Origin of the sequence: Vibrio sp. J2-4 (assembly GCF_021728155.1) — a bacterium.
GTDB classification, from domain to species: Bacteria; Pseudomonadota; Gammaproteobacteria; order Enterobacterales; family Vibrionaceae; genus Vibrio; species Vibrio diabolicus.
This window is the reverse complement of sequence record NZ_JAKKCN010000003.1, coordinates 921,358-939,413: the sequence shown is the minus strand read 5'-3', so window position 1 is coordinate 939,413 and position 18,056 is coordinate 921,358. Positions and strand designations below refer to the sequence as shown.

At 46.2% G+C, this 18,056-nt stretch carries 16 protein-coding genes; 7 read left to right on the top strand and 9 right to left on the bottom strand.

Going from position 1 to position 18,056, the window contains the following annotated elements:
• Positions 1-14: 14 nt before the first annotated feature.
• The 3 genes from ygjK to L3V32_RS14375 all read right to left on the bottom strand — a co-directional run bounded on the left by ygjK (position 15) and on the right by L3V32_RS14375 (position 5,181).
• A complete protein-coding gene (gene ygjK / locus L3V32_RS14385; RefSeq protein WP_237284570.1) occupies positions 15-2,705 on the bottom strand; it encodes an alpha-glucosidase in 2,691 nt (896 codons plus the stop codon).
• A gap of 115 nt (positions 2,706-2,820) precedes the next feature.
• Positions 2,821-3,588, bottom strand: coding sequence for a hypothetical protein (locus tag L3V32_RS14380; RefSeq protein WP_048625540.1), 768 nt, complete (start codon positions 3,586-3,588; stop codon positions 2,821-2,823).
• A 456-nt stretch (positions 3,589-4,044) separates the two neighbouring features.
• Complete coding sequence (locus tag L3V32_RS14375; protein ID WP_237284607.1) at positions 4,045-5,181, bottom strand: MBL fold metallo-hydrolase; 1,137 nt, start codon at positions 5,179-5,181, stop codon at positions 4,045-4,047.
• A 180-nt stretch (positions 5,182-5,361) separates the two neighbouring features.
• Between L3V32_RS14375 and L3V32_RS14370 the strand changes: the two genes are divergently transcribed.
• Positions 5,362-5,607 carry a Rho-binding antiterminator gene (locus tag L3V32_RS14370; protein WP_005460845.1) on the top strand — a complete coding sequence of 82 codons (246 nt, stop codon included), beginning with the start codon at positions 5,362-5,364 and terminating at the stop codon, positions 5,605-5,607.
• A 96-nt stretch (positions 5,608-5,703) separates the two neighbouring features.
• Here the strand turns inward: L3V32_RS14370 and L3V32_RS14365 are convergent, their stop codons facing one another.
• The 3 genes from L3V32_RS14365 to ompW form a co-directional block, all read right to left on the bottom strand.
• Entirely contained in the window at positions 5,704-7,194 is a 1,491-nt protein-coding gene (locus L3V32_RS14365; RefSeq protein WP_005383288.1) for an MDR family MFS transporter, read from the bottom strand.
• A complete protein-coding gene (locus tag L3V32_RS14360) occupies positions 7,191-8,216 on the bottom strand; it encodes an HlyD family secretion protein (protein WP_237284569.1) in 1,026 nt (341 codons plus the stop codon). The genes L3V32_RS14365 and L3V32_RS14360 overlap by 4 nt, the downstream gene beginning before the upstream one ends.
• A 214-nt stretch (positions 8,217-8,430) precedes the next feature.
• The gene (gene ompW / locus L3V32_RS14355; protein WP_054575255.1) at positions 8,431-9,072 is read right to left on the bottom strand and encodes an outer membrane protein OmpW; all 642 of its coding nucleotides are present in this window, start codon (positions 9,070-9,072) and stop codon (positions 8,431-8,433) included.
• A 496-nt stretch (positions 9,073-9,568) separates the two neighbouring features.
• Between ompW and L3V32_RS14350 the strand changes: the two genes are divergently transcribed.
• Genes L3V32_RS14350 through L3V32_RS14340 form a run of 3 tightly spaced genes read left to right on the top strand, consistent with a single transcriptional unit; the run spans position 9,569 to position 11,199 of the window.
• Positions 9,569-10,219, top strand: a complete 651-nt coding sequence (locus tag L3V32_RS14350; RefSeq protein WP_005391967.1) for a Qnr family pentapeptide repeat protein — start codon at positions 9,569-9,571, stop codon at positions 10,217-10,219.
• Positions 10,220-10,228: 9 nt separating this feature from the next.
• The gene (locus tag L3V32_RS14345; RefSeq protein ID WP_140073536.1) at positions 10,229-10,540 is read left to right on the top strand and encodes a cupin domain-containing protein; all 312 of its coding nucleotides are present in this window, start codon (positions 10,229-10,231) and stop codon (positions 10,538-10,540) included.
• A 38-nt stretch (positions 10,541-10,578) separates the two neighbouring features.
• The gene (locus L3V32_RS14340) at positions 10,579-11,199 is read left to right on the top strand and encodes an HAD-IB family hydrolase (protein ID WP_237284568.1); all 621 of its coding nucleotides are present in this window, start codon (positions 10,579-10,581) and stop codon (positions 11,197-11,199) included.
• A gap of 116 nt (positions 11,200-11,315) precedes the next feature.
• Here the strand turns inward: L3V32_RS14340 and L3V32_RS14335 are convergent, their stop codons facing one another.
• Both L3V32_RS14335 and L3V32_RS14330 read right to left on the bottom strand, forming a co-directional pair.
• Positions 11,316-12,494 (bottom strand): lytic polysaccharide monooxygenase, encoded by a 1,179-nt coding sequence (locus tag L3V32_RS14335; RefSeq protein WP_237284567.1) that lies wholly within the window; start codon positions 12,492-12,494, stop codon positions 11,316-11,318.
• A 215-nt stretch (positions 12,495-12,709) separates the two neighbouring features.
• Positions 12,710-13,150 carry an Lrp/AsnC family transcriptional regulator gene (locus L3V32_RS14330; RefSeq protein WP_029862756.1) on the bottom strand — a complete coding sequence of 147 codons (441 nt, stop codon included), beginning with the start codon at positions 13,148-13,150 and terminating at the stop codon, positions 12,710-12,712.
• Between the two features lie 114 nt (positions 13,151-13,264).
• Between L3V32_RS14330 and L3V32_RS14325 the strand changes: the two genes are divergently transcribed.
• The 3 genes from L3V32_RS14325 (at position 13,265) to L3V32_RS14315 (ending at position 17,012) form a co-directional block, all read left to right on the top strand.
• Complete coding sequence (locus tag L3V32_RS14325) at positions 13,265-13,849, top strand: LysE family translocator (protein ID WP_048625534.1); 585 nt, start codon at positions 13,265-13,267, stop codon at positions 13,847-13,849.
• Positions 13,850-14,104: 255 nt separating this feature from the next.
• Positions 14,105-16,027 (top strand): S9 family peptidase, encoded by a 1,923-nt coding sequence (locus L3V32_RS14320; protein ID WP_237284566.1) that lies wholly within the window; start codon positions 14,105-14,107, stop codon positions 16,025-16,027.
• 211 nt (positions 16,028-16,238) lie between these two features.
• Positions 16,239-17,012 (top strand): siderophore-interacting protein, encoded by a 774-nt coding sequence (locus L3V32_RS14315; RefSeq protein ID WP_031854241.1) that lies wholly within the window; start codon positions 16,239-16,241, stop codon positions 17,010-17,012.
• Between the two features lie 99 nt (positions 17,013-17,111).
• Here L3V32_RS14315 and L3V32_RS14310 read toward each other — a convergent pair whose 3' ends face one another.
• Complete coding sequence (locus tag L3V32_RS14310) at positions 17,112-17,984, bottom strand: LysR family transcriptional regulator (protein WP_020841645.1); 873 nt, start codon at positions 17,982-17,984, stop codon at positions 17,112-17,114.
• Positions 17,985-18,056 lie beyond the last annotated feature (72 nt).

Here is an 18,056-nt window from a genome sequence, read left to right as displayed (position 1 = left end):
CTAATGTGTGCGATCTAGTTTTTGAAGAATCCGTTGTACATCATGTACAAATGCGCCGCAGACCAAGAGAAGTTCGACGCACCTTGTACCGCGCCCGTCTCTGGGTTGTAGTTTTCACGGATTGGCATGTCACCCGTCATACCTTCTGCGTTGTTAAACAGCTCATTCGCCATCGCAATCGCTTCTTCTTTGTAGCCGTAGTTTTCCATCGCACGGAAGCCAAAGTACACTTGGTCTAGCCACACGCGACCACGCCAGTACACATCTTTACCGTAAGCAGGGTTAGTTTGCGATGCGGTCGGCAAAGGCACACCCGTTCCTTGGAATTTATCTGGCGTGTTGAACTCGTCTTGATCACGCATCACCGCGATCACTTTATCGGCATGCTCTTGCGTTGCTGCACCATTAAACAGCGGCGACCAACCTTCAGGGCCTTTTCCACGCTCTACAATCGGCAAACCCGCACAGCCATTTGCAAGAGGCGCAGGAGTAGTGCCATCTTCAGCCACATTTAAGTGAATGTCGTAGAAGAATCCTGTGCTTTCATCAAACATACATTGGTTAATGTACGTCTTGATTTTTTCTGCGCCGTTAAGGAATTCTTGCGCACGATCTTTACCTTCTACGCCATCGGACACCAACTTCGCCATTTCCGCTAAGTATTTGTTGTCTGAGTACATGTAAGAGGCTTGATCCACCGATTCTTGCAGCATAGAGAAGCCAAGCAGCTCGCCGTCCGCAGCGTTATTGTTGGTGCGGTTTTCTGCAAAACGAACTTCCCAATCTTTCTTCGCTAGATCGAGTTTCGCTAAGTTTTCCGCTGACGTATTGCTGTACACCCACTCTTCGCCTTCCAGCTTGATGCTGTTATCAAAGCCGTACGCACTTGCCGCGTAGCGACCAAGTTGATCCACATTTTTGTCTGGATTGCTGATGTCTTCAGCTTGCGAATTCATGTTGTGGATGTTGTAGATAAAGCCAAAACGAGCCGCGTTATCCATGCCCGATTCCCAGCCAGCCGCTTCTTGTGCGCCGACGTGAATCGTCATGTAATCCACTTCATCAAGAATCTTATTGTAAGACGCCATGCCTTTTACTTTATAAGAATTGCCGTTTTGCTCGATGATGTCTTCTGCCGGAATAATGGTCGTGAAGTTAGGATCGCGCGTTTCTACCCAAACGTACATCACACCTTCTTCCGTGTTGTGTGCTGGGTCCACTGCCGCGCCGTATTCAGGCACACCATTTTGGTTGTGGTCGCGGTTTGATAGCCACCAATCGTGGTATGCCACCAACTTCGGATACATTTCATCAATGAATTTTTGCGCGTCTTCTGGGCGATCAAACTGGTTCACGAGAGCGTGATACACCTCCATCACAGACCATGCCGCCAACGATGGTTTCGTATTGCGTTCGTTCCAGTTTTCAGAGCCAGCACCACCACGACTAACAGGTTTGGTGTACGTCAATACATCCAGCAAGTAGCCTTTGTCTTGCGGACGAATCTTGTCATCAGCTTGAACTTGCTCTTGGAATACCGTGCGAATGTTGTCCATCGCAACATCTGGGTTGAAATGCGCCATCGCGTACGCTTGTTTCCACGAATCCCACGGCCATGTTAAGTTACCAGAGAACCAACGCGCAGTGACCGATGGCGTGACTGTCGCTTGTTCAATGTCGCCCGCCGCAGAGCGCCAGTTACCGTTTAGGGTCTCCATCGCTTTTACCGCTACGCGAGCTTGGTCTGCTGTCGCTTCTTTGTTGATAAGACCATTCGCTAAATAGCCGTCCCAACGCGCTTTCGACGCTTCCATGTATTGAGTTGGATTCGCCAATACATCTTGCAATTTCAACGATTCTGACTGCACTTCTTTCGCATTATGCAGGTTAGAATACGCCGTATAAACCGCCGATGTTTGCTCAGCTGGTAGGCTCATCTCCGCGGTAGAACTGAATGAGGTTTCGTTGGTGAACGTCTTCGTCGGTAGAGAACGAGTAATGCGGAACTCGGCATCGCGGTCATTACGGATCGCCCAGTTGTCTTTCATCTCGCTAAAGTTAATTTTAATGCCGTTCTCGATGGTCGAAATCTGGCGCTTGTAATCTGGGTAGTACTGCGCAACGGTTTGGTCTTTGCGCGTCGACAGCGCGTATTTCACCAACTCGCCGTCCCACTCCAACGCCAAGTTCATATCACGATCAGTTTTGTTAGTGATGAGCGTTTCCACCAGCGAAGAGCGATCAGTTACGAAGCGCAGCACCATTTGCACGTGAATATCCTCCAAGTCCAACACCTGCACTAACGCACCTGGAATGGAATAGACTTTCGCTTCTGCGTTCGATAAGTCGTAAGTTTGGCCACTAACTTTGTCGGTCAACGTGAGCTTGTCGAACGTTTGGCCAGACATAAAATGCGCGTACTCTTGCGTCACTTGCATAATACCGCCGAAAGCGCCATAACCCGCCGCATCTTCAGGTAGCAAATGGCCATGCCACGCGCCGTTATCCGTCAACGCGTTGTACTTCAGGTTCGAATAACTGTCGTAATCACGCAGGTAAGTTGGATTACCAGTACGATCAATCACGTTAGTAAATTCCGAAGTTGGCGCCTGTGGTAAACGGATTTCAGTTTTATCATTGGAACCACATCCAACAAGCGAAATAGTAGCCCCGATCAGAATGGCAAGTGTGCTCTTTTTAAACATACTTTTTCCCTATTATTTACGTTATTTTTATATTCTCATTTATATAAATGAGTGTTTTTAGTGTGCAGAAGCCCGGCTCGCACTAAATAAGCACAAGCTTCTGATAATTATTCTTTTATTTTTCTTTAGCGACAGTGATGGCTTTTAATAAATCGCCATTAATATTCGGAATTGTGTCAGCCAAAAATATCTGATTACCAGGCGTAAAAGTGAGTAAAACGTTTTTTAGGCGTTGACTGTTTTCACTGGTTTTATTTTGAACATCAAACTCAATTAATTTGTTGTACACTTCATTTGCCAGTTTTTCTTCTTGTTCTTCGGTAATCGCAATGCGTCCAACACAAATTGGAGGTCGAATATCGTGGCTAAACACTTCTTCACGAAAGCGCTGTGCAAATAGCGTGTCTAAATGTGAACCTTCTTCAAAAATAAAGCGGCCTGTATCTTTAAATTGATAGTTTTTATCCCCTTTCAGTTCAATGTAATCCATCATTTCTAGTGCACGTAAATAGAGCGCAACGGAAGTATCACTCAGCTGGTATCTCCGAGCGATCTCTTCTAAAGACCACTCAGGTCGACGCAAAAGATAAAGAAAATCAAATAAGTGAGGATATTGATGAAAAATCTCACTGTTGGTGTCGGTGATAAACTGTTCACTCTCTTGCTGCAGCTGCTTACCTCGCATGGATAACTCAACCAAATCCGTATCAAGGTGCGTGGCGTACAACAAGATTTTATCTAAACCAAGAGACGTATTGTGAAGCTGCCTTTTTATAGTAGAAAGCGGGATTCCAAGTCCAATAGAAAGCTCGGAATATCCAATGCCTTTTTCTTTTATTTTTTCTCGTAAAGCAGCAAGTAAATACGTTGCAGAATTATTCATCTAACAATGCCTGTATTTTATTTATTCAGCATCCATGATGATAAATTTAAGAGAGTCCTACTCTTGTGATTTTGGTCTCAATATTCTATCTTGTTGGCGTAAAACATATCTTATCCATTAAAATTTTTTACTTTTCTTTAACTGGACGCATTTTACCCACCCTGAACAAGTTATGGCCATTGCACTATGGGCTTATCAAGATAATAGTCAGTATAATTGTTTTGAAGAGTAAAATTAAGATGGCAAAGATTTTTACTAAAACTTTTCTGATAAGAGCGCAAATTTTCAGATGAAAAGTATCAAAAAATGACACCAATCGATTTATAAAAGCGTGAGATCACAATTGGAAAGTGAACCTATGGAAATTTTGAATTTCAATGACCAGTAAAAACCTTGTTATATTCTGAAAATAACAAGGTTAATTTATAAAATAATTATTGAAGTAAGATCATGTTATTAAGTCAAAATTATATCTGGCTCACATATTTCTTTTTCTCGCCACCATTGTTTATTTATATGTTCTTGATGAACGTAAAAACTCTCCCCCGGCATTGGCGTCAGCAGCGTTATATGTTCTTTTTGACAATGGGCAAGCAAATCTAAAATCGGTTCGTCCCAGCGGTGAGTAAACAGTTCGTATGTAGCCCAATGTACTGGCAACAGTTTTTTCGCATTTAAATCGCGAAACGCTTGCACGGTATGATGAGCCTGCATGTGCCCCCAGTTTTCGACCGGATAACCTTGGCCTTTCACATCAGCAGCCACTTCCAAACAGGCAATGTCGATTGGTCCACATCGCTGTGCGATCTCGGAAAAGTGCGAGTCGTAAGCTGAATCGCCACTAAAATAGAGCGTCTCTTCTTTGCCTTTGATGACCCAAGAAGCCCACAAGGTCGAGTTTTTATCGAAATAAGTACGACCCGAATTATGGTTAGCGGGCGTACAAATCAGTTCGATTCCGGCATAGTGCACGCTATCCCACCAATCGAATTCCACGATGTTGTCTGCGCAAACGCCCCACTTTATCAGATGCTTGCCAACCCCTAAGGGTACATAAAACGTCACGGGTTTATCGGCGTAGAAACGTATGGTCGACGCTTCTAAATGGTCGTAATGATCGTGCGAAATCACGATAATTTCAGGAATCGGCAAACAATCTCTGGCGTGAGTATTGGGAATATTGCGTTCAAACCACGCTTTTGCGATGAACGGAGAAGCGTAATCAAATACCGGATCGGTCAGAATTCGAATGCCATCGACCTCCACCAGCATAGTGGAATGGCCCAGCCAAGTAAGGCGCATCGATTCACTTCGCTGCGCAAACTGCGTAGGTTGAATTGGGGAATGTGGCAGATGTTGGTTAGGACTCAACGGCGTTCTACCACCAAGATAACTCCAACACACCTGCCAGAATGATTGCGGACTAGGCACATTTGGCATCTCGTTTTTAACGCGGCCGTTTTCAAATTGAGGCGAGTGGTGAACACGGTGCGCCAACTGCGCATGGTAGGTTTGAGGTGGAATCAGTGAACTTGGCTTTTGTGTCTTTTGTTCACTCGTTAGGTATGTGCGCTTAAGTATCGTCTCAGACATATCGTAGTTTTGTCTCGCTTGCGAACGCTCAACAGTAGGTTTATTAAAACGTGCGTGTATGTCTATTTCGTGACCAAAATGAGGTGTAAGATGAAGATTCAGTTTCAATCAAACGTCTTCTATTTAAGGATACGGTTCTCAAACCTTCTGAATACTGCGTCGGTTTGAAAGGAGAAAACTATGGTGACTTGCAGCCAATACGATTTTATTGAAATCGCCTGTATGTTTAAGCTCCCTATCGAGATCACGCTAAAAAATGGTGAAACTCATCAGGGCAACGCGTTCGACACAGGCTACGACATGCAGCGACAAGAGTGCTTGTTTTTAGATATGGATGGCGAGCACACCGCCTTCCCGACTGAACAATTAGTCGCAATGCGCGCGCTCAAAGCCAATCCGCATTTTGACGAAGTGACGTTTGAGTAAACGTCCGTCTTTCATTGACAGCGTCCAATAAAAAACACCTCTCAAGCTGACACAACTTGAGAGGCGTTCTCTTACACGGTTCACCTGAACTTGTTGTTATTCACGCGATCGGATGAAAACCAGCATCGGCATCATGATCACGAACATTACTCCCACAAGCTGGAAGGTGTGCACAAACGCGACCATTTGCGATTGCTGCTGCAACATCTGTTGGTATTGGTCTAACGCAACCGGGTCGGTAATGGAAAGCCCCTGATTGGCCGCCCAGTCATGCAAGTTAGGATTATAAGGATTTATACCCTCTCCCAGCGCATGCCATTGCTGCTGACTATCACGATATTGGAACGTGGTGGCGATAGAGATACCAAACGAACTACCAATGGTACGGAACAGATTGTAAATACTCGCAGCCGCGACAGACTGCTCTTTCGGAATCGTTAAATACGCCAAGGTGGACAACGTCGAGAAGGTTAAGCCAAGCCCCATCCCCTGAATCATACTCGGCATCACAATCCAAAATGTATCGATCTGCAGTGAGTATTGCGTCATCAAATAACTACCAATCCCGATGCAGCTCAAGCCAAAGACTATTTTGATTCTGGGATCGAATTGCGGATTGAGTTTAATCACCAAAATTAACATCGCCGCTGACGCCAACCCACGCGGTGCCATTAATAAGCCAGTGGTTGAGACCGGATAATCCAGCAAGCTTTCCAACAGCATCGGTTGTTGAGTCGTCAGACCAAACATCGCCATCGACACCACGGCAATCATCAATGACGAGACCATAAGGTTTCGGTCTTTCAGTAGCCACAATGGCGCTATTGGACTTTTGGTTTTCCAGCTGCGATAGATCCACATCACCAATCCCATTACTGCGAGCAATATCGCCGTCTGAATCATGCGTGAGTCGAGCCAGTCGTCTTCATTCCCTTTATCCAACACAAACTGCAACGCGCCCACACCTAACGCCATGTAACCGATGATCCACCAGTCAAAGTTAGGTTTGGATTTGTTGTCGATGTGGATATAACGATAAATCAAAGAGGTACAGATCAAACCGAATGGCAAGTTGATGTAAAAAATCCAACGCCAGTTGATGTTGTCGGTGATCACGCCACCCACGACTGGGCCCAGAATAGGACCAAGCAAAATGCCAATGGAGAAAATTGCCATCGCTTTGCCTTTTTGCTCATACGGATAAATCTGCACTAACGTCGACTGCGCCAATGGAATCACCGACGCGCCGAAAGCGCCTTGGATAATGCGAAATAGCACCATCTCTTCAAGAGACTGTGCTTGCCCACAAAGCGCACTGGCAATCACAAAACCGATCACAGCAACCAGCATGACTTTGCGTTCACCAAAGCGAGACACCCAGAAACTGGTCATCGGAATGAAGATCGCTTCCGCCATGCTGTAACCCGTCAGCACCCAAGTAATTTGGTCTGCTGTTGCGCCCAACGCGCCCATCATGTGCGATAGCGACACGTTCGCAACGGTCATATCGATTAACACCATGATGGCAGAAAGCATCACGGCGACGGTGGCAATACCCCGTTTGTCTGCCGTAATTTGATGGCTCATTGCACGCTACTTTGCAAATCAATGGTGACTTCTGAGCTCGCACCCACGCGAAGTTGCGGCGCATCGACTGGTACTTCTAATGCCAAACGTACAGGGAAACGCTGTTTGATTTTGACCCAGTTACCCGTTGCGTTTTCTGGTGGCATCAAGGAGAACGATGTACCACTCGCAGGCGACAGTTGTGCTACCGTTGCTTTCCACACCACGTCTGGGTACATATCAATCACCACATCCGCATGCATGCCAGGTTTGATATGCGTAAGATCGGTTTCTTTAAAGTTCGCGCGTACCCAATAGCTGTCTTTTAAAATCACAGGGAACAGCGTTTGACCCACGCTAACGACCGAGCCCACGTGCGTATTGATTTCTCCGGCAATGCCATCCACTGGTGACGTAATGTCGGTGTAACTCAAGTTCAGCTCCGCTTGCGCTAACTGCGCTGCCGCTTGTTGAACAACCGCAGCCTCTACGCCTTCTTCACCACGGTTCGCAATGGCTTTTTCTACCGTCGCACGCGCTTGCTCTAGGCTCGCTTGGGCATTAGCAAGTTTGTTTTTCGCCGTATCTAAATCTTGGTCCGACGCCAGTTTGCGTTTCACTAGAGAATCCGTACGTTTGTACTCCACTTGCGCTTCTGTCAGGTTAGAGCGCGCCGCATCTAAGCCCGCCACAGCTTCAGTTACCTGCTTATCGGCAACGTCATGTTGCTGGACCGCCAATTGGTATGCCGCTTTTGCTTGCTTCACTGCCAACAAATATGGACGTGAATCTATCTTCAGCAGTAGGTCACCTTTGTTAACAGATTGGAAGTCTTTGACATCCACAGAAACCACTTGGCCTTTGACTTGAGGCGCTACCGACAAAATTTTTGCCCTAACGTAGGCATCTTCCGTGCTTGGATGACGGTCTGAATACTGCCAAGACCAATACATCGCACCAAATGCGATAACACAGAGAGTAAAGAAAAGAGTTTTTACCAGCTTAGATCTGGAGGAAGAATGCTTCGCGATGTCGTCGCTCATTTATATTGTCCACTTGTTCAATTATGTGATCAGTGTAGGACTTTTCGATCTTCGGACAATAAAATGATCTGCAAGGTAAAGATCCAATTTTGCGTGTTGCTAAGTTGAGTAAATGATGTGCAATCAAAACGAGGATAAAAAAGAGGGGCAGTCCCCGTAACCGCCCCCAAAGTCATGCCAATAATAGTAATGTGCGTGTAACTACTGGTTTTTCTTAGAACTTGTAACCGCCGCTGATCATAAATACCCAAGGGTTAATTTTGACGTCGGTTTTTTGCTTCGCTCCACCTGCTTTGTAAGTTGCTTCTGTTTCAATGTTTGCGTACCACGCAGCAGCGTTGAGGAACCATTGATCGTTGATCATGTAATCCACACCAATATTCGCTGCTAGACCGAATGAGTCATCCAACTTAAGATCTGAAAGACCAGCGCCTTTACCCGTGCTATTGAAGCCCTCATCAAAGAACATGGTGTAGTTGAGACCTGCACCAACGTATGGACGGAACTTACTTTGTGGCTCGCCAAAGTAGTACTGCACCATTAGCGTTGGTGGTAAATGTTTGGTTTTCGCGATATCACTACCAACCAAATCTGTCGAAATATCGTGGCTGAATGGTGTTGCTGCTAGAAGCTCTAGGCTGATGTTATCTGTGAACATGTAGCCAAACGTCAAACCAAGCTGCGTATTTGAATCCACTTTCAATTCTTCTTGAGAACCAAGAATCTTATCGCTGCTGTCATTAGGAACGACAGACGCCGCACCAACACGAAGAACGAAGTCACCTTGTTTATGAGCGAAAACACTTGGTGACACGAGTGCAGCAACCACTGCTAGACTGCAGATTGTTTTTTTCATTTTTTATTTCCTTTTATAGGGCTTCGTTATGTCGTACCCAAAGGTGTGCCTGCTGACTGGCCTTAGATTTCAAGTAAACTCAGCGCCTTGAAGCACACGGGCATCTATATTTTTTTGAGCTGCGCGCAATCTAGCACATAGAAACCCTACTATTTTGATGGAAATCAATTTGTGAAAAATATAGGTTTTTTGTATAGAGAAACGCCATACCGATCAACAAATTATGCAAATCGGATACAATTCTGTAATGCAAACTGTGCGTGTGAGAAGCCATGCCTACTCAAAAACACGAATCCTCTCGCTAGGGCTCGTAGCCAGCAAAAACTTTTTTCTTCCTCTACGTCTTCTATTTTCAAAAAACAACCCACTTAAAACGCTCGTTTGACCCCTTAAAATTGCGATTTGAGGGGTTTGTAAAACACTGAAATACAAGAAGTTATTTTTCTGGAAGATCAGTCACTTGGAGTGCTAGTCTGCTCGCAGCTAAGGAGAAGATATGTTAAAAACCGATCTCATTTTTGAACGAGAAAACTTTTCTCACCACGATTTTCAGAATGCCACCTTTAAAAACTGCCACTTTTATATGTGCAGTTTCGACCATGCCGATCTGCGCGATGCTAAGTTCATCGACTGTCGCTTTATCGAATCCAAAGCGCTAGAAGGGTGTAGTTTTCGCTTCGCGAACTTAAAAGATGCCAGCTTCACGAACTGTATGTTGGCGATGAGCCTGTTTAACGGCGCAAATTGTATGGGCTTGGAGCTGCGTAAGTGCGATCTCAAAGGGGCAAACTTCCAAGGTGCGAACTTTGCTAATCGCGTCAGTAACACCATGTTTTTCTGTTCTGCTTTTATTACTGGCTGCAACCTCACCTACTGTAACTTCGAGCGAGTGTTACTAGAAAAATGTGACCTCTTTGAAAACCGTTGGAACGGAGCGAACCTCGCGGGGGCAACTCTTAAAGGCTCGGATTTATCTCGCTGCGAATTCTCGCCAGAACAATGGGGAACCTTTAACGTTGAGCAATGTGATCTGACTCATGTCGAACTAGACGGGCTGGATGTTCGCCGCGTTTCTCTGTTTGGTGTTAAAATTTGTGATTGGCAACAAGAGCAATTGCTTGCGCCTTTTGGACTGATCATTATCTAAGGAAAGGCCATGAACCTGTTTAAAGACTTACCGAATAACCTCGACGAGGAAGTGTTCGAAGACCTGCTGACCCACAAAAACCTGCGTATAGAACGCATTGTCTCAACAGGGCAAACCTCGCCCAAAAGTGGCTGGTACGATCAAGAAGAACATGAATGGGTATTGGTTCTTAAAGGAACTGGAGAGCTGACTTTTGAATCAGGTGTAGTGACACGACTTGAGGCAGGCGATCACGTTACGATTCCAGCGCATACCAAACACAAAGTGAGCTGGACTGACCCAACGCAAGAAACCATTTGGTTGGCAGTGTTTTATCAATAAACACAAAACGATCTTAAATCGAAAAATAGGCGCTGAATTTGCTCGATACTACCAAGCCGTCACTGGCACTGTTTGATTTTGATGGCACCATCACCCGAGAGGATATGTTTAGCCTTTTCCTCCACTATTCTGCTTATGGCCTGCGCAAACGAGTAGGAAAGGTCGCTATCATGCCATTTTATGCGCTGTACAAACTCGGAGTGTTACCCGCTCGTCTTATGCGTCCGCTCAGCAGTTTTATTGCATTTTCAGGGAAAGAAACGCAGCAAATTGAAGCGATTGGCGCTCAGTTTGCCCATGAAGTGATCCCGCTGTACTTACGGCCAGAAGCGATGGAAAGGTTGACTTGGCATCAACACAGAGGCGATACCATTGTGGTGGTGTCGGCATCACTCAATGCGTATCTCAAGCCTTGGTGTGAAGCGAACGGTTACCACTTGCTGTGCAGTGAACTGATCTCAGAGCAGCCAAAACTGAGTGGCTTTTACCAGCAAGGTGATTGCAGTTTAGAAAGAAAAGTCTCGCGCGTTAAGGCGGCGTTTTCGCTCGACGAGTTTGAGTCTATTTATGCCTACGGTGATACACACGAAGACATTCCGATGCTCAAACTGGCAGACTACGCGATGCTCAACTGGATCGAGTGGAGAGCAAGCGAATAACGATATGTGCTCTGATTTTCAAGACAACCACTCCACCAAAGTGGTCGTTTTAGACTGAAAAAACAAACCCTTCTCACATGAGAAGGGTTTTATTGATCAGGGCCCGAATAAATGGCTTAACGCCATACACCCCATTGACCCGTTGTGCCTGGTTCCTCACCAGACGTCCACCACTGGGCAGTCCATTCTTTACCGTTGTGCGTCACCACATCACCTTGGTCGTAAACAGCCGTCTTGTCCCACAAGTTGGTTGGTTCAACTGGTGGCGGTACATCCGCTTTGATCAGTGACAACGCATAACTGAAGTCTGCGCTTGGCGCTAATACTTGGTTCGCATTCACGTTCTTACTATCGAACATGTAGTGGTTCATCTCTTGATGCCAAATGCCCACATACCAATCGCCCGTTTGCTGCGCGTTAAATTGATCCGCAATTTCTGCCGCCCAAGTCGTCGTATTGTTTGCGCTGATTGGCAGTGAAATATCAACAATTTCATTGCCTGTCGCATTAAACGTACGGAAACGGATGGTGTCACCCGCTTCTACTGGTCCAAAACCTTGCTGAACAAAGTAGCCCAGAGATGTCAGATTATTACCCGGTTCGGTTGGATCAACGGGGTCAGTCGGCGGCGTCGTACCTGTTCCGTTTAACGTAATGTCACTACAGTTGTAGAAACCTTCACCAGCGACATCAATGCGCTGCCAACGAGTATAAAGCACCGCATCGCCCGAGCGCTCAGCTGGGAAAGTCACCTGAATACGGTAGCGTTTTTCCGCATCAACATACACATCACCTGCGATGTCGATCAGCTCTAAATCACTCCAAGTAAGCGGTTTTGAATCATCATAGGTCGGCTTGGTGAGATAGAATTCCCAGTATGATGGGTTGTGCGGCGCCTTGCCGTAAAACACCAATTCAATCTGGTTATTTGCATCTGGCGTAACATTGGTGCGCTGCCAGTTTGGAGAAGGAATGTTCAAGCCTTTCTTAGCCGCATCTCCAGCAGAACACAGTTCGCCGTCACGGACTACGGCTTTAACATGCTCCATATCTCGGTAATTTGGTACGTTTGCTGCAATTTCACTGCGTTGCACAAACGGGTAAGCACCAGATTCTTCAAAAGCCGCTTTACACGCTTGGTTGGGGATCTCATTGGTCCAAAAACCACCGTCTAGATAACACGTATTCTGACGAGCACTTGGAAATTCTACCCAGCCGTGGGCGTTGACGTTAAATGAGCTCAATGCGGCAACAGCGCTTAAGCTCAAAAGAGGAAGTGTTACATGTGATTTCATCGTTCATCCTTAAATTTGCTGACTCGCCGCTCATGAACACAAGCGGTTTAAGCAAAACTAGCAGGATGAGATTATTTCGAAGGTGAGAATAAAGGTGGAAATTGTAAGAGTGCCATCTGCTTTCCAGCATTTGTTGTGTACTTATCTCATACTCGACTGACTCTTTCGAGTCACTTCAAATTCATGTGCCACAAAACCATGCCACTCTTGACCGACTAACGTTCGTCTTTCGGTGTGTCCATTACCACCATGGTTGTGATCGACTTGACGTGCTCACACTCACCCAGTACATCGGCATGGAACGCTTTATATGCGGCTAAACTTTGCGTTTCTACGCGTATTAAATATTCATTAGCTCCCGTAATATTGTGACATTCCACCACTTCATCCACAAAGCGCACGTGTTCTTCAAAACCAAGCTGTGCTTGCTTAGAGTGCGAGGCCAAACCAATCGACACATAAGCGACAAAACCCACGCCAAGTTGCTGATTATCCAGTACTGCTCGGTAGCCTTTGATCACGCCTTTACGCTCTAAATCTTGCACTCGGCGTAAGGTTGCAGACGGAGATAAACCAACGCGTTCCGACAGCTCCACATTGGAGATTCTTCCGTCTCGTTTGAGCACTTGCAATATTCTTTCGTCAAATCTATCCATGATGATGTTTCATTGCTTATTTAGTTTCTAATCATCAAATAAAAGCACAATATTGACCTCAGTTCTACTTATAGTTGTTCTCAACTTATCGAGAACTGATTCAAGGAACAATCTATGGAATATCATCAACTGGGCGCTTTGGCGTTGTTCGCTTTTGTCTCCACTTTTACGCCGGGTCCCAATAACATTATGTTGATGACCTCAGGGGCAAATGTTGGATTTAAACGCACCATTCCACACATGTTGGGCATTACCTTCGGTTTTGGTGCCATGCTGATTTTAGTAGGCATTGGTTTGATGAGTCTCTTCAACGCTTACCCGATTACTCACTCCATTTTGAAAGTATTGAGCTTGAGTTATTTGCTGTACTTGACGTACAAAATCGCCACGAGCGGCAAAACCGAAGCAAAACACGATTTTCGCCCAATGTCTTTTTTAGGGGCGGTGGCATTCCAATGGGTGAACCCGAAGGGTTGGTCGATGGCGTTAACGGCTATTACCGTGTACAGCAGCGGTGGCGCATGGCTAGAGCTGACTTTTATCGCGGGTATCTTCTGCTTAGCTAACTTGCCATCGGTAACATTTTGGACCGCGGCAGGCATGCAACTTCAACGCTGGTTGACCACATCTAGGCGTGTAAAAGGGTTTAACTATGGGATGGCAGCGCTTTTACTGCTGTCGACTATCCCAATGATATAGAAGACAAAATAGCCGTAAAACCGTGATCTAATACAAAGTTCAGGTAGATACTGAATCAATAATCACAATCTAACGCCACTTTTGGACAATGCCAGGGTCATAGTAGCGAAGCAATGCGCTATTTATTAAAAGCACACTAATCATAAGCCACAGCTATTTTAATGTTCGTTGCTTGCTCGCAGTAACTGCGATGAATCTATCACCCTGGCCAAAAGCTCATGAGCTTAAGGCCCTTTACACAAGGAGCGTTACACAATGCACACTCGCAAGCTTATTCTTGCTGCCACTTTTGGATTATTATTGGCGGGTTGCAGTCAAACATCCACCACAACCAATGCTGAAATGATTCCACCCGAGTATCCAGTGGATTATTTCTTTAAAAACAGCGAAGTTTCTAGCTATCAAATCTCTCCTGCTGGTGACTACATCTCAATGATGAAGCCATGGCAAGACCGTAAGAACGTCTTTGTTTATCCCACAGATAACCCCGATCAGATAAAACGCGTCACATCCGTAACAGGGCGCGACATCGCATACTACTACTGGGTTGGCGAAGACACCGTAATTTACTCTCGTGATACGGGAGGAGATGAGAACTTTTATCTCGTGACGGTTAATGTCAAAACAGGCGAAGAGAAAACCATCACACCGACATCCGGTGTTGTGGCATACGTTATCGACACGCTAGACAATCAACCCGATGACATTTTGATTTCGAGTAACGAGCGTAACCCACAAGTCTTTGATGTTTATCGACATAATCTAAAAACAGGCGAAAATACTCTCGTCGCGCAAAACCCGGGCAATGTGCGCTCATGGGGTACCGATCACGATGGCAACATTCGTGTCATCACCACATCAGATGGTGTTAATACCTCCGTTTTATATCGCGATACGGTTGAAGATGAATTTAAGCCGCTAAAGAATCTCACTTTCAAAGAGAGCTTTAGCCCCATTTCATTCACGCCGGACAACAAAAACTTATATGTGGCATCACGAATTACGCGTGATAAATCAGCCATCGTTGAATACGATGTAAAAGCCAATAAAGAAATACGAGAAATCTTCTCTCATCCGGAAGTTGACGTGAATAGCGCTCATTACTCTGAAGCGCTTAATAAGCTGGTTTCAGTCTCTTACGTGACAGATAAAAACCACTATCACTTCTTAGATGATTCCTACCAACAAACCTTCGAACGCCTCTCAGAGAAACTGCCAAATGTAGAAATTTCTGTAACCAGTGCGACGCGAGATGAAAGTAAAATGATTGTCGTCACCTACAGCGATGTCGATCGACCAAATTACTACTTCTACGATCGTAAAGCAGACAAATTGGAGAAATTGGCAGAAAACGCTCCATGGCATAAGCCAGAACATATGGCGAAGATGACGCCTATCCAATACACCGCTCGCGATGGAGATACCATTCATGGGTACCTAACGCTGCCGAAGGGTCGAGAAGCCAAAGATCTGCCTTTGCTTGTGCTCCCGCACGGTGGTCCATGGGCTCGTGATCACTGGGGATTTCAGCCTGAGGTGCAATTATTCGCTAACCGCGGTATCGCAGTGCTGCAAATGAACTTCAGGGGCTCAACTGGTTATGGTCGCGAGTTTTGGGAGAAGTCGTTTAAGCAATGGGGACAATCCATGCAGGATGACATTACCGACGGTGTCAAATGGGCTACCGAACAAGGTTACGCACAAGATGGCAACGTATGTATTTATGGTGCCTCTTATGGCGGCTACGCAACTCTGGCGGGGGTGACATTCACTCCTGATTTATATAAGTGCGGAATCGACTACGTTGGCGTATCTAACTTATTTACCTTTATGGACTCCATTCCACCTTATTGGGCACCATTCCTTGCAATGTTACACGAGCAAGTAGGCAATCCGAATGATCCTGAAGATGCGAAAATGATGAAAGCCTACTCACCAGTGTTCCATGTCGACCAAATTAAGGCACCCTTATTGGTCCTACAAGGTGCACAAGATCCACGCGTGGTGAAGAGCGAGTCAGACCAAATCGTTGATGCACTGCGCGAACGAGGCGTCGAGGTCGAATACATCGTGAAGGAAAATGAGGGGCACGGATTCCGCTCTTTGGAGAACCGTCTTGATGGTTACCAAGCGATGGATAGATTCCTAAAAACACATTTACTTGAGCAGACTCAGTAAGCCTTTACATCGTTAAGTTCGAAAGGGCATGTTGGCGTGCCCTTTCTTATTTTTTCTACGTATTTTGCTCGCCCCAGCCCCCAGTACCACTGCAATACTCCAATAATCCAGCTCAATTCACAGTGTAAATTTATATAAAGACACTACCCTCTTATGAGAGATCTTGATAACCTTAAATGAGAAAGAGAATAATTATCGAGTAGAGTCAAAGATGAAGAAGAAGCCTCAACCTAAAACGATTGTTGTCACAGACACAGAGACAATTACTCCAAACATGCAGCGCATTACCTTGCAAGGTGAGGCGCTGAGCCACTTTCCTCGTGACTGCGAAGGCAGTTACATCAAATTACTGTTTAACGATATGGGTGGCTCGGATCTGAGCATCCTGTCAGAAGACGACCGACCAATCATGCGCACTTACACAATTCGACGCTTTCATCCAGAAACCAGCTCAATCGAAGTGGATTTCGTCCGACACGTAACGCAAGATCTGCAATGCGGATTTGCAGCACGTTGGGCAATGGCCGCGCAAAAAGGCGACACGATCAGCATCGTGGGGCCGGGTAGCATCTCCAACTTAAATACGGAGGCGGATTGGTTCTTCATGGCTGCCGATATGACGGCACTTCCAGCGCTTTCTGCGAAAGTTCGTACGTTGCCAGAAGAGGCCAAAGGCTATGCAGTGATCAGCGTGATGTCTCCAGCCGACATCCAACCCCTACATGCGCCAGCAGGCATGGAGTTGATTTGGTTAACCGAAGGGCAAGCCTTGGCTGATAGCGTTCGCGAACTCGAGTGGTTAGATGGTAACGCTTCGATATGGTGTGCGTGTGAGTTCGATTCAATGCGTGCGCTGCGCCAATATTTCCGCAATGAGAAAGAAGTCGATCGCGAGAATATCTACATCAGCAGCTATTGGAAGCAAGGCGTGTCTGAAGATGGGCACAAAGTGATTAAACGTGAAGACGCGGAATCCAACCAATAGTGGTTCATGTCTATTCGATTCCAGCTCTCATCCTAATAAAAACGCCCGGCATCACCGGGCGTTTTAGCAACATACCTTGTAATGAGGCACTTTAAACCGCTAATCAACAAGCTCTTGCGCCAAAAAGTCGATCAATAACCGCACTTTTGGCGACAAATTGCGACTTTGCGGATACAGCGCCCAAATGCCTTCGCGATCGTCGCGGTAATCGGTCAGCACTTCGACCAACTCACCACTGTCTAACGCTTCTTGAACGTAGTAATCCGGCAGCTGCACTAAACCCAGACCGCGTTTCGCTGCGTCCACCAAAGCAAAACCGCTGTTGCATTTAATTCGTCCCGACACGCGTAAAGATTTATCGCGTTTATTTTCCTTAAAGTGCCAATAGTCGACCGAGCCAACCAAGCACTGATGCCGTCCCAATTCCGACAACGTATGTGGCTCACCAAAACGCTCCAAATACATCGGACTGGCACACACGTAGGTTTGACGTGAGGAAAGGCGCTTGGCGATCATGCTGGAATCTTGCAAGCGGCCAAGACGAATCGCCACGTCCACACCTTGCTCAATCAAATCCAGCTTTTGGTTGGTCAGCACTAAATCAAGATCTACACGGGGGTACTTTTCCAAAAACTGATGCAAAAGCGGCGCGAGGTTCATTTCCCCATACGTCACAGGAGCCGTCACGCGCAGCAAACCGCGCGGTTCGGTCTGCATTTGCGTTACGGCAAGCTCGGCCAGTTCTAACCCTTCCACCAAATGTTTACACTGCTGGTAATAGAGTTGTCCGGCTTCAGACAGGGAGACTTTTCGCGTCGTGCGATGCAGCAATTTCACCGCAAGTCGTTCTTCAAGTGCTGATACCCGACGACTGATTTGTGCCACCGATGTTTTCAGCTTAGCTGCTGCTCCGGTAAAACTGTTGGTTTCCGCCACAGCAACAAATTCGCTGACCCCTTCCCAATTCGCCATGCTGTATTCCTGTCGACCTCTTTTAGACAAATAGTGATGAAAATGTTCTCGTCGCGCTACGCTTTGAAAACG

What these genes read in the sequence shown, in the direction of transcription:
- L3V32_RS14375 (WP_237284607.1), bottom strand. Translation starts at nt 5,181, where the DNA reads ATGTCTGAGACGATACTTAAGCGCACATACCTAACGAGTGAACAAAAG.
- L3V32_RS14345 (WP_140073536.1), top strand. Translation starts at nt 10,229, where the DNA reads ATGAACCTGTTTAAAGACTTACCGAATAACCTCGACGAGGAAGTGTTC.
- L3V32_RS14335 (WP_237284567.1), bottom strand. Translation starts at nt 12,494, where the DNA reads ATGAAATCACATGTAACACTTCCTCTTTTGAGCTTAAGCGCTGTTGCC.
- L3V32_RS14325 (WP_048625534.1), top strand. Translation starts at nt 13,265, where the DNA reads ATGGAATATCATCAACTGGGCGCTTTGGCGTTGTTCGCTTTTGTCTCC.
- L3V32_RS14320 (WP_237284566.1), top strand. Translation starts at nt 14,105, where the DNA reads ATGCACACTCGCAAGCTTATTCTTGCTGCCACTTTTGGATTATTATTG.
- L3V32_RS14370 (WP_005460845.1), top strand. Translation starts at nt 5,362, where the DNA reads ATGGTGACTTGCAGCCAATACGATTTTATTGAAATCGCCTGTATGTTT.
- ompW (WP_054575255.1), bottom strand. Translation starts at nt 9,072, where the DNA reads ATGAAAAAAACAATCTGCAGTCTAGCAGTGGTTGCTGCACTCGTGTCA.
- L3V32_RS14350 (WP_005391967.1), top strand. Translation starts at nt 9,569, where the DNA reads ATGTTAAAAACCGATCTCATTTTTGAACGAGAAAACTTTTCTCACCAC.
- L3V32_RS14365 (WP_005383288.1), bottom strand. Translation starts at nt 7,194, where the DNA reads ATGAGCCATCAAATTACGGCAGACAAACGGGGTATTGCCACCGTCGCC.
- ygjK (WP_237284570.1), bottom strand. Translation starts at nt 2,705, where the DNA reads ATGTTTAAAAAGAGCACACTTGCCATTCTGATCGGGGCTACTATTTCG.
- L3V32_RS14330 (WP_029862756.1), bottom strand. Translation starts at nt 13,150, where the DNA reads ATGGATAGATTTGACGAAAGAATATTGCAAGTGCTCAAACGAGACGGA.
- L3V32_RS14310 (WP_020841645.1), bottom strand. Translation starts at nt 17,984, where the DNA reads ATGGCGAATTGGGAAGGGGTCAGCGAATTTGTTGCTGTGGCGGAAACC.
- L3V32_RS14315 (WP_031854241.1), top strand. Translation starts at nt 16,239, where the DNA reads ATGAAGAAGAAGCCTCAACCTAAAACGATTGTTGTCACAGACACAGAG.
- L3V32_RS14380 (WP_048625540.1), bottom strand. Translation starts at nt 3,588, where the DNA reads ATGAATAATTCTGCAACGTATTTACTTGCTGCTTTACGAGAAAAAATA.
- L3V32_RS14360 (WP_237284569.1), bottom strand. Translation starts at nt 8,216, where the DNA reads ATGAGCGACGACATCGCGAAGCATTCTTCCTCCAGATCTAAGCTGGTA.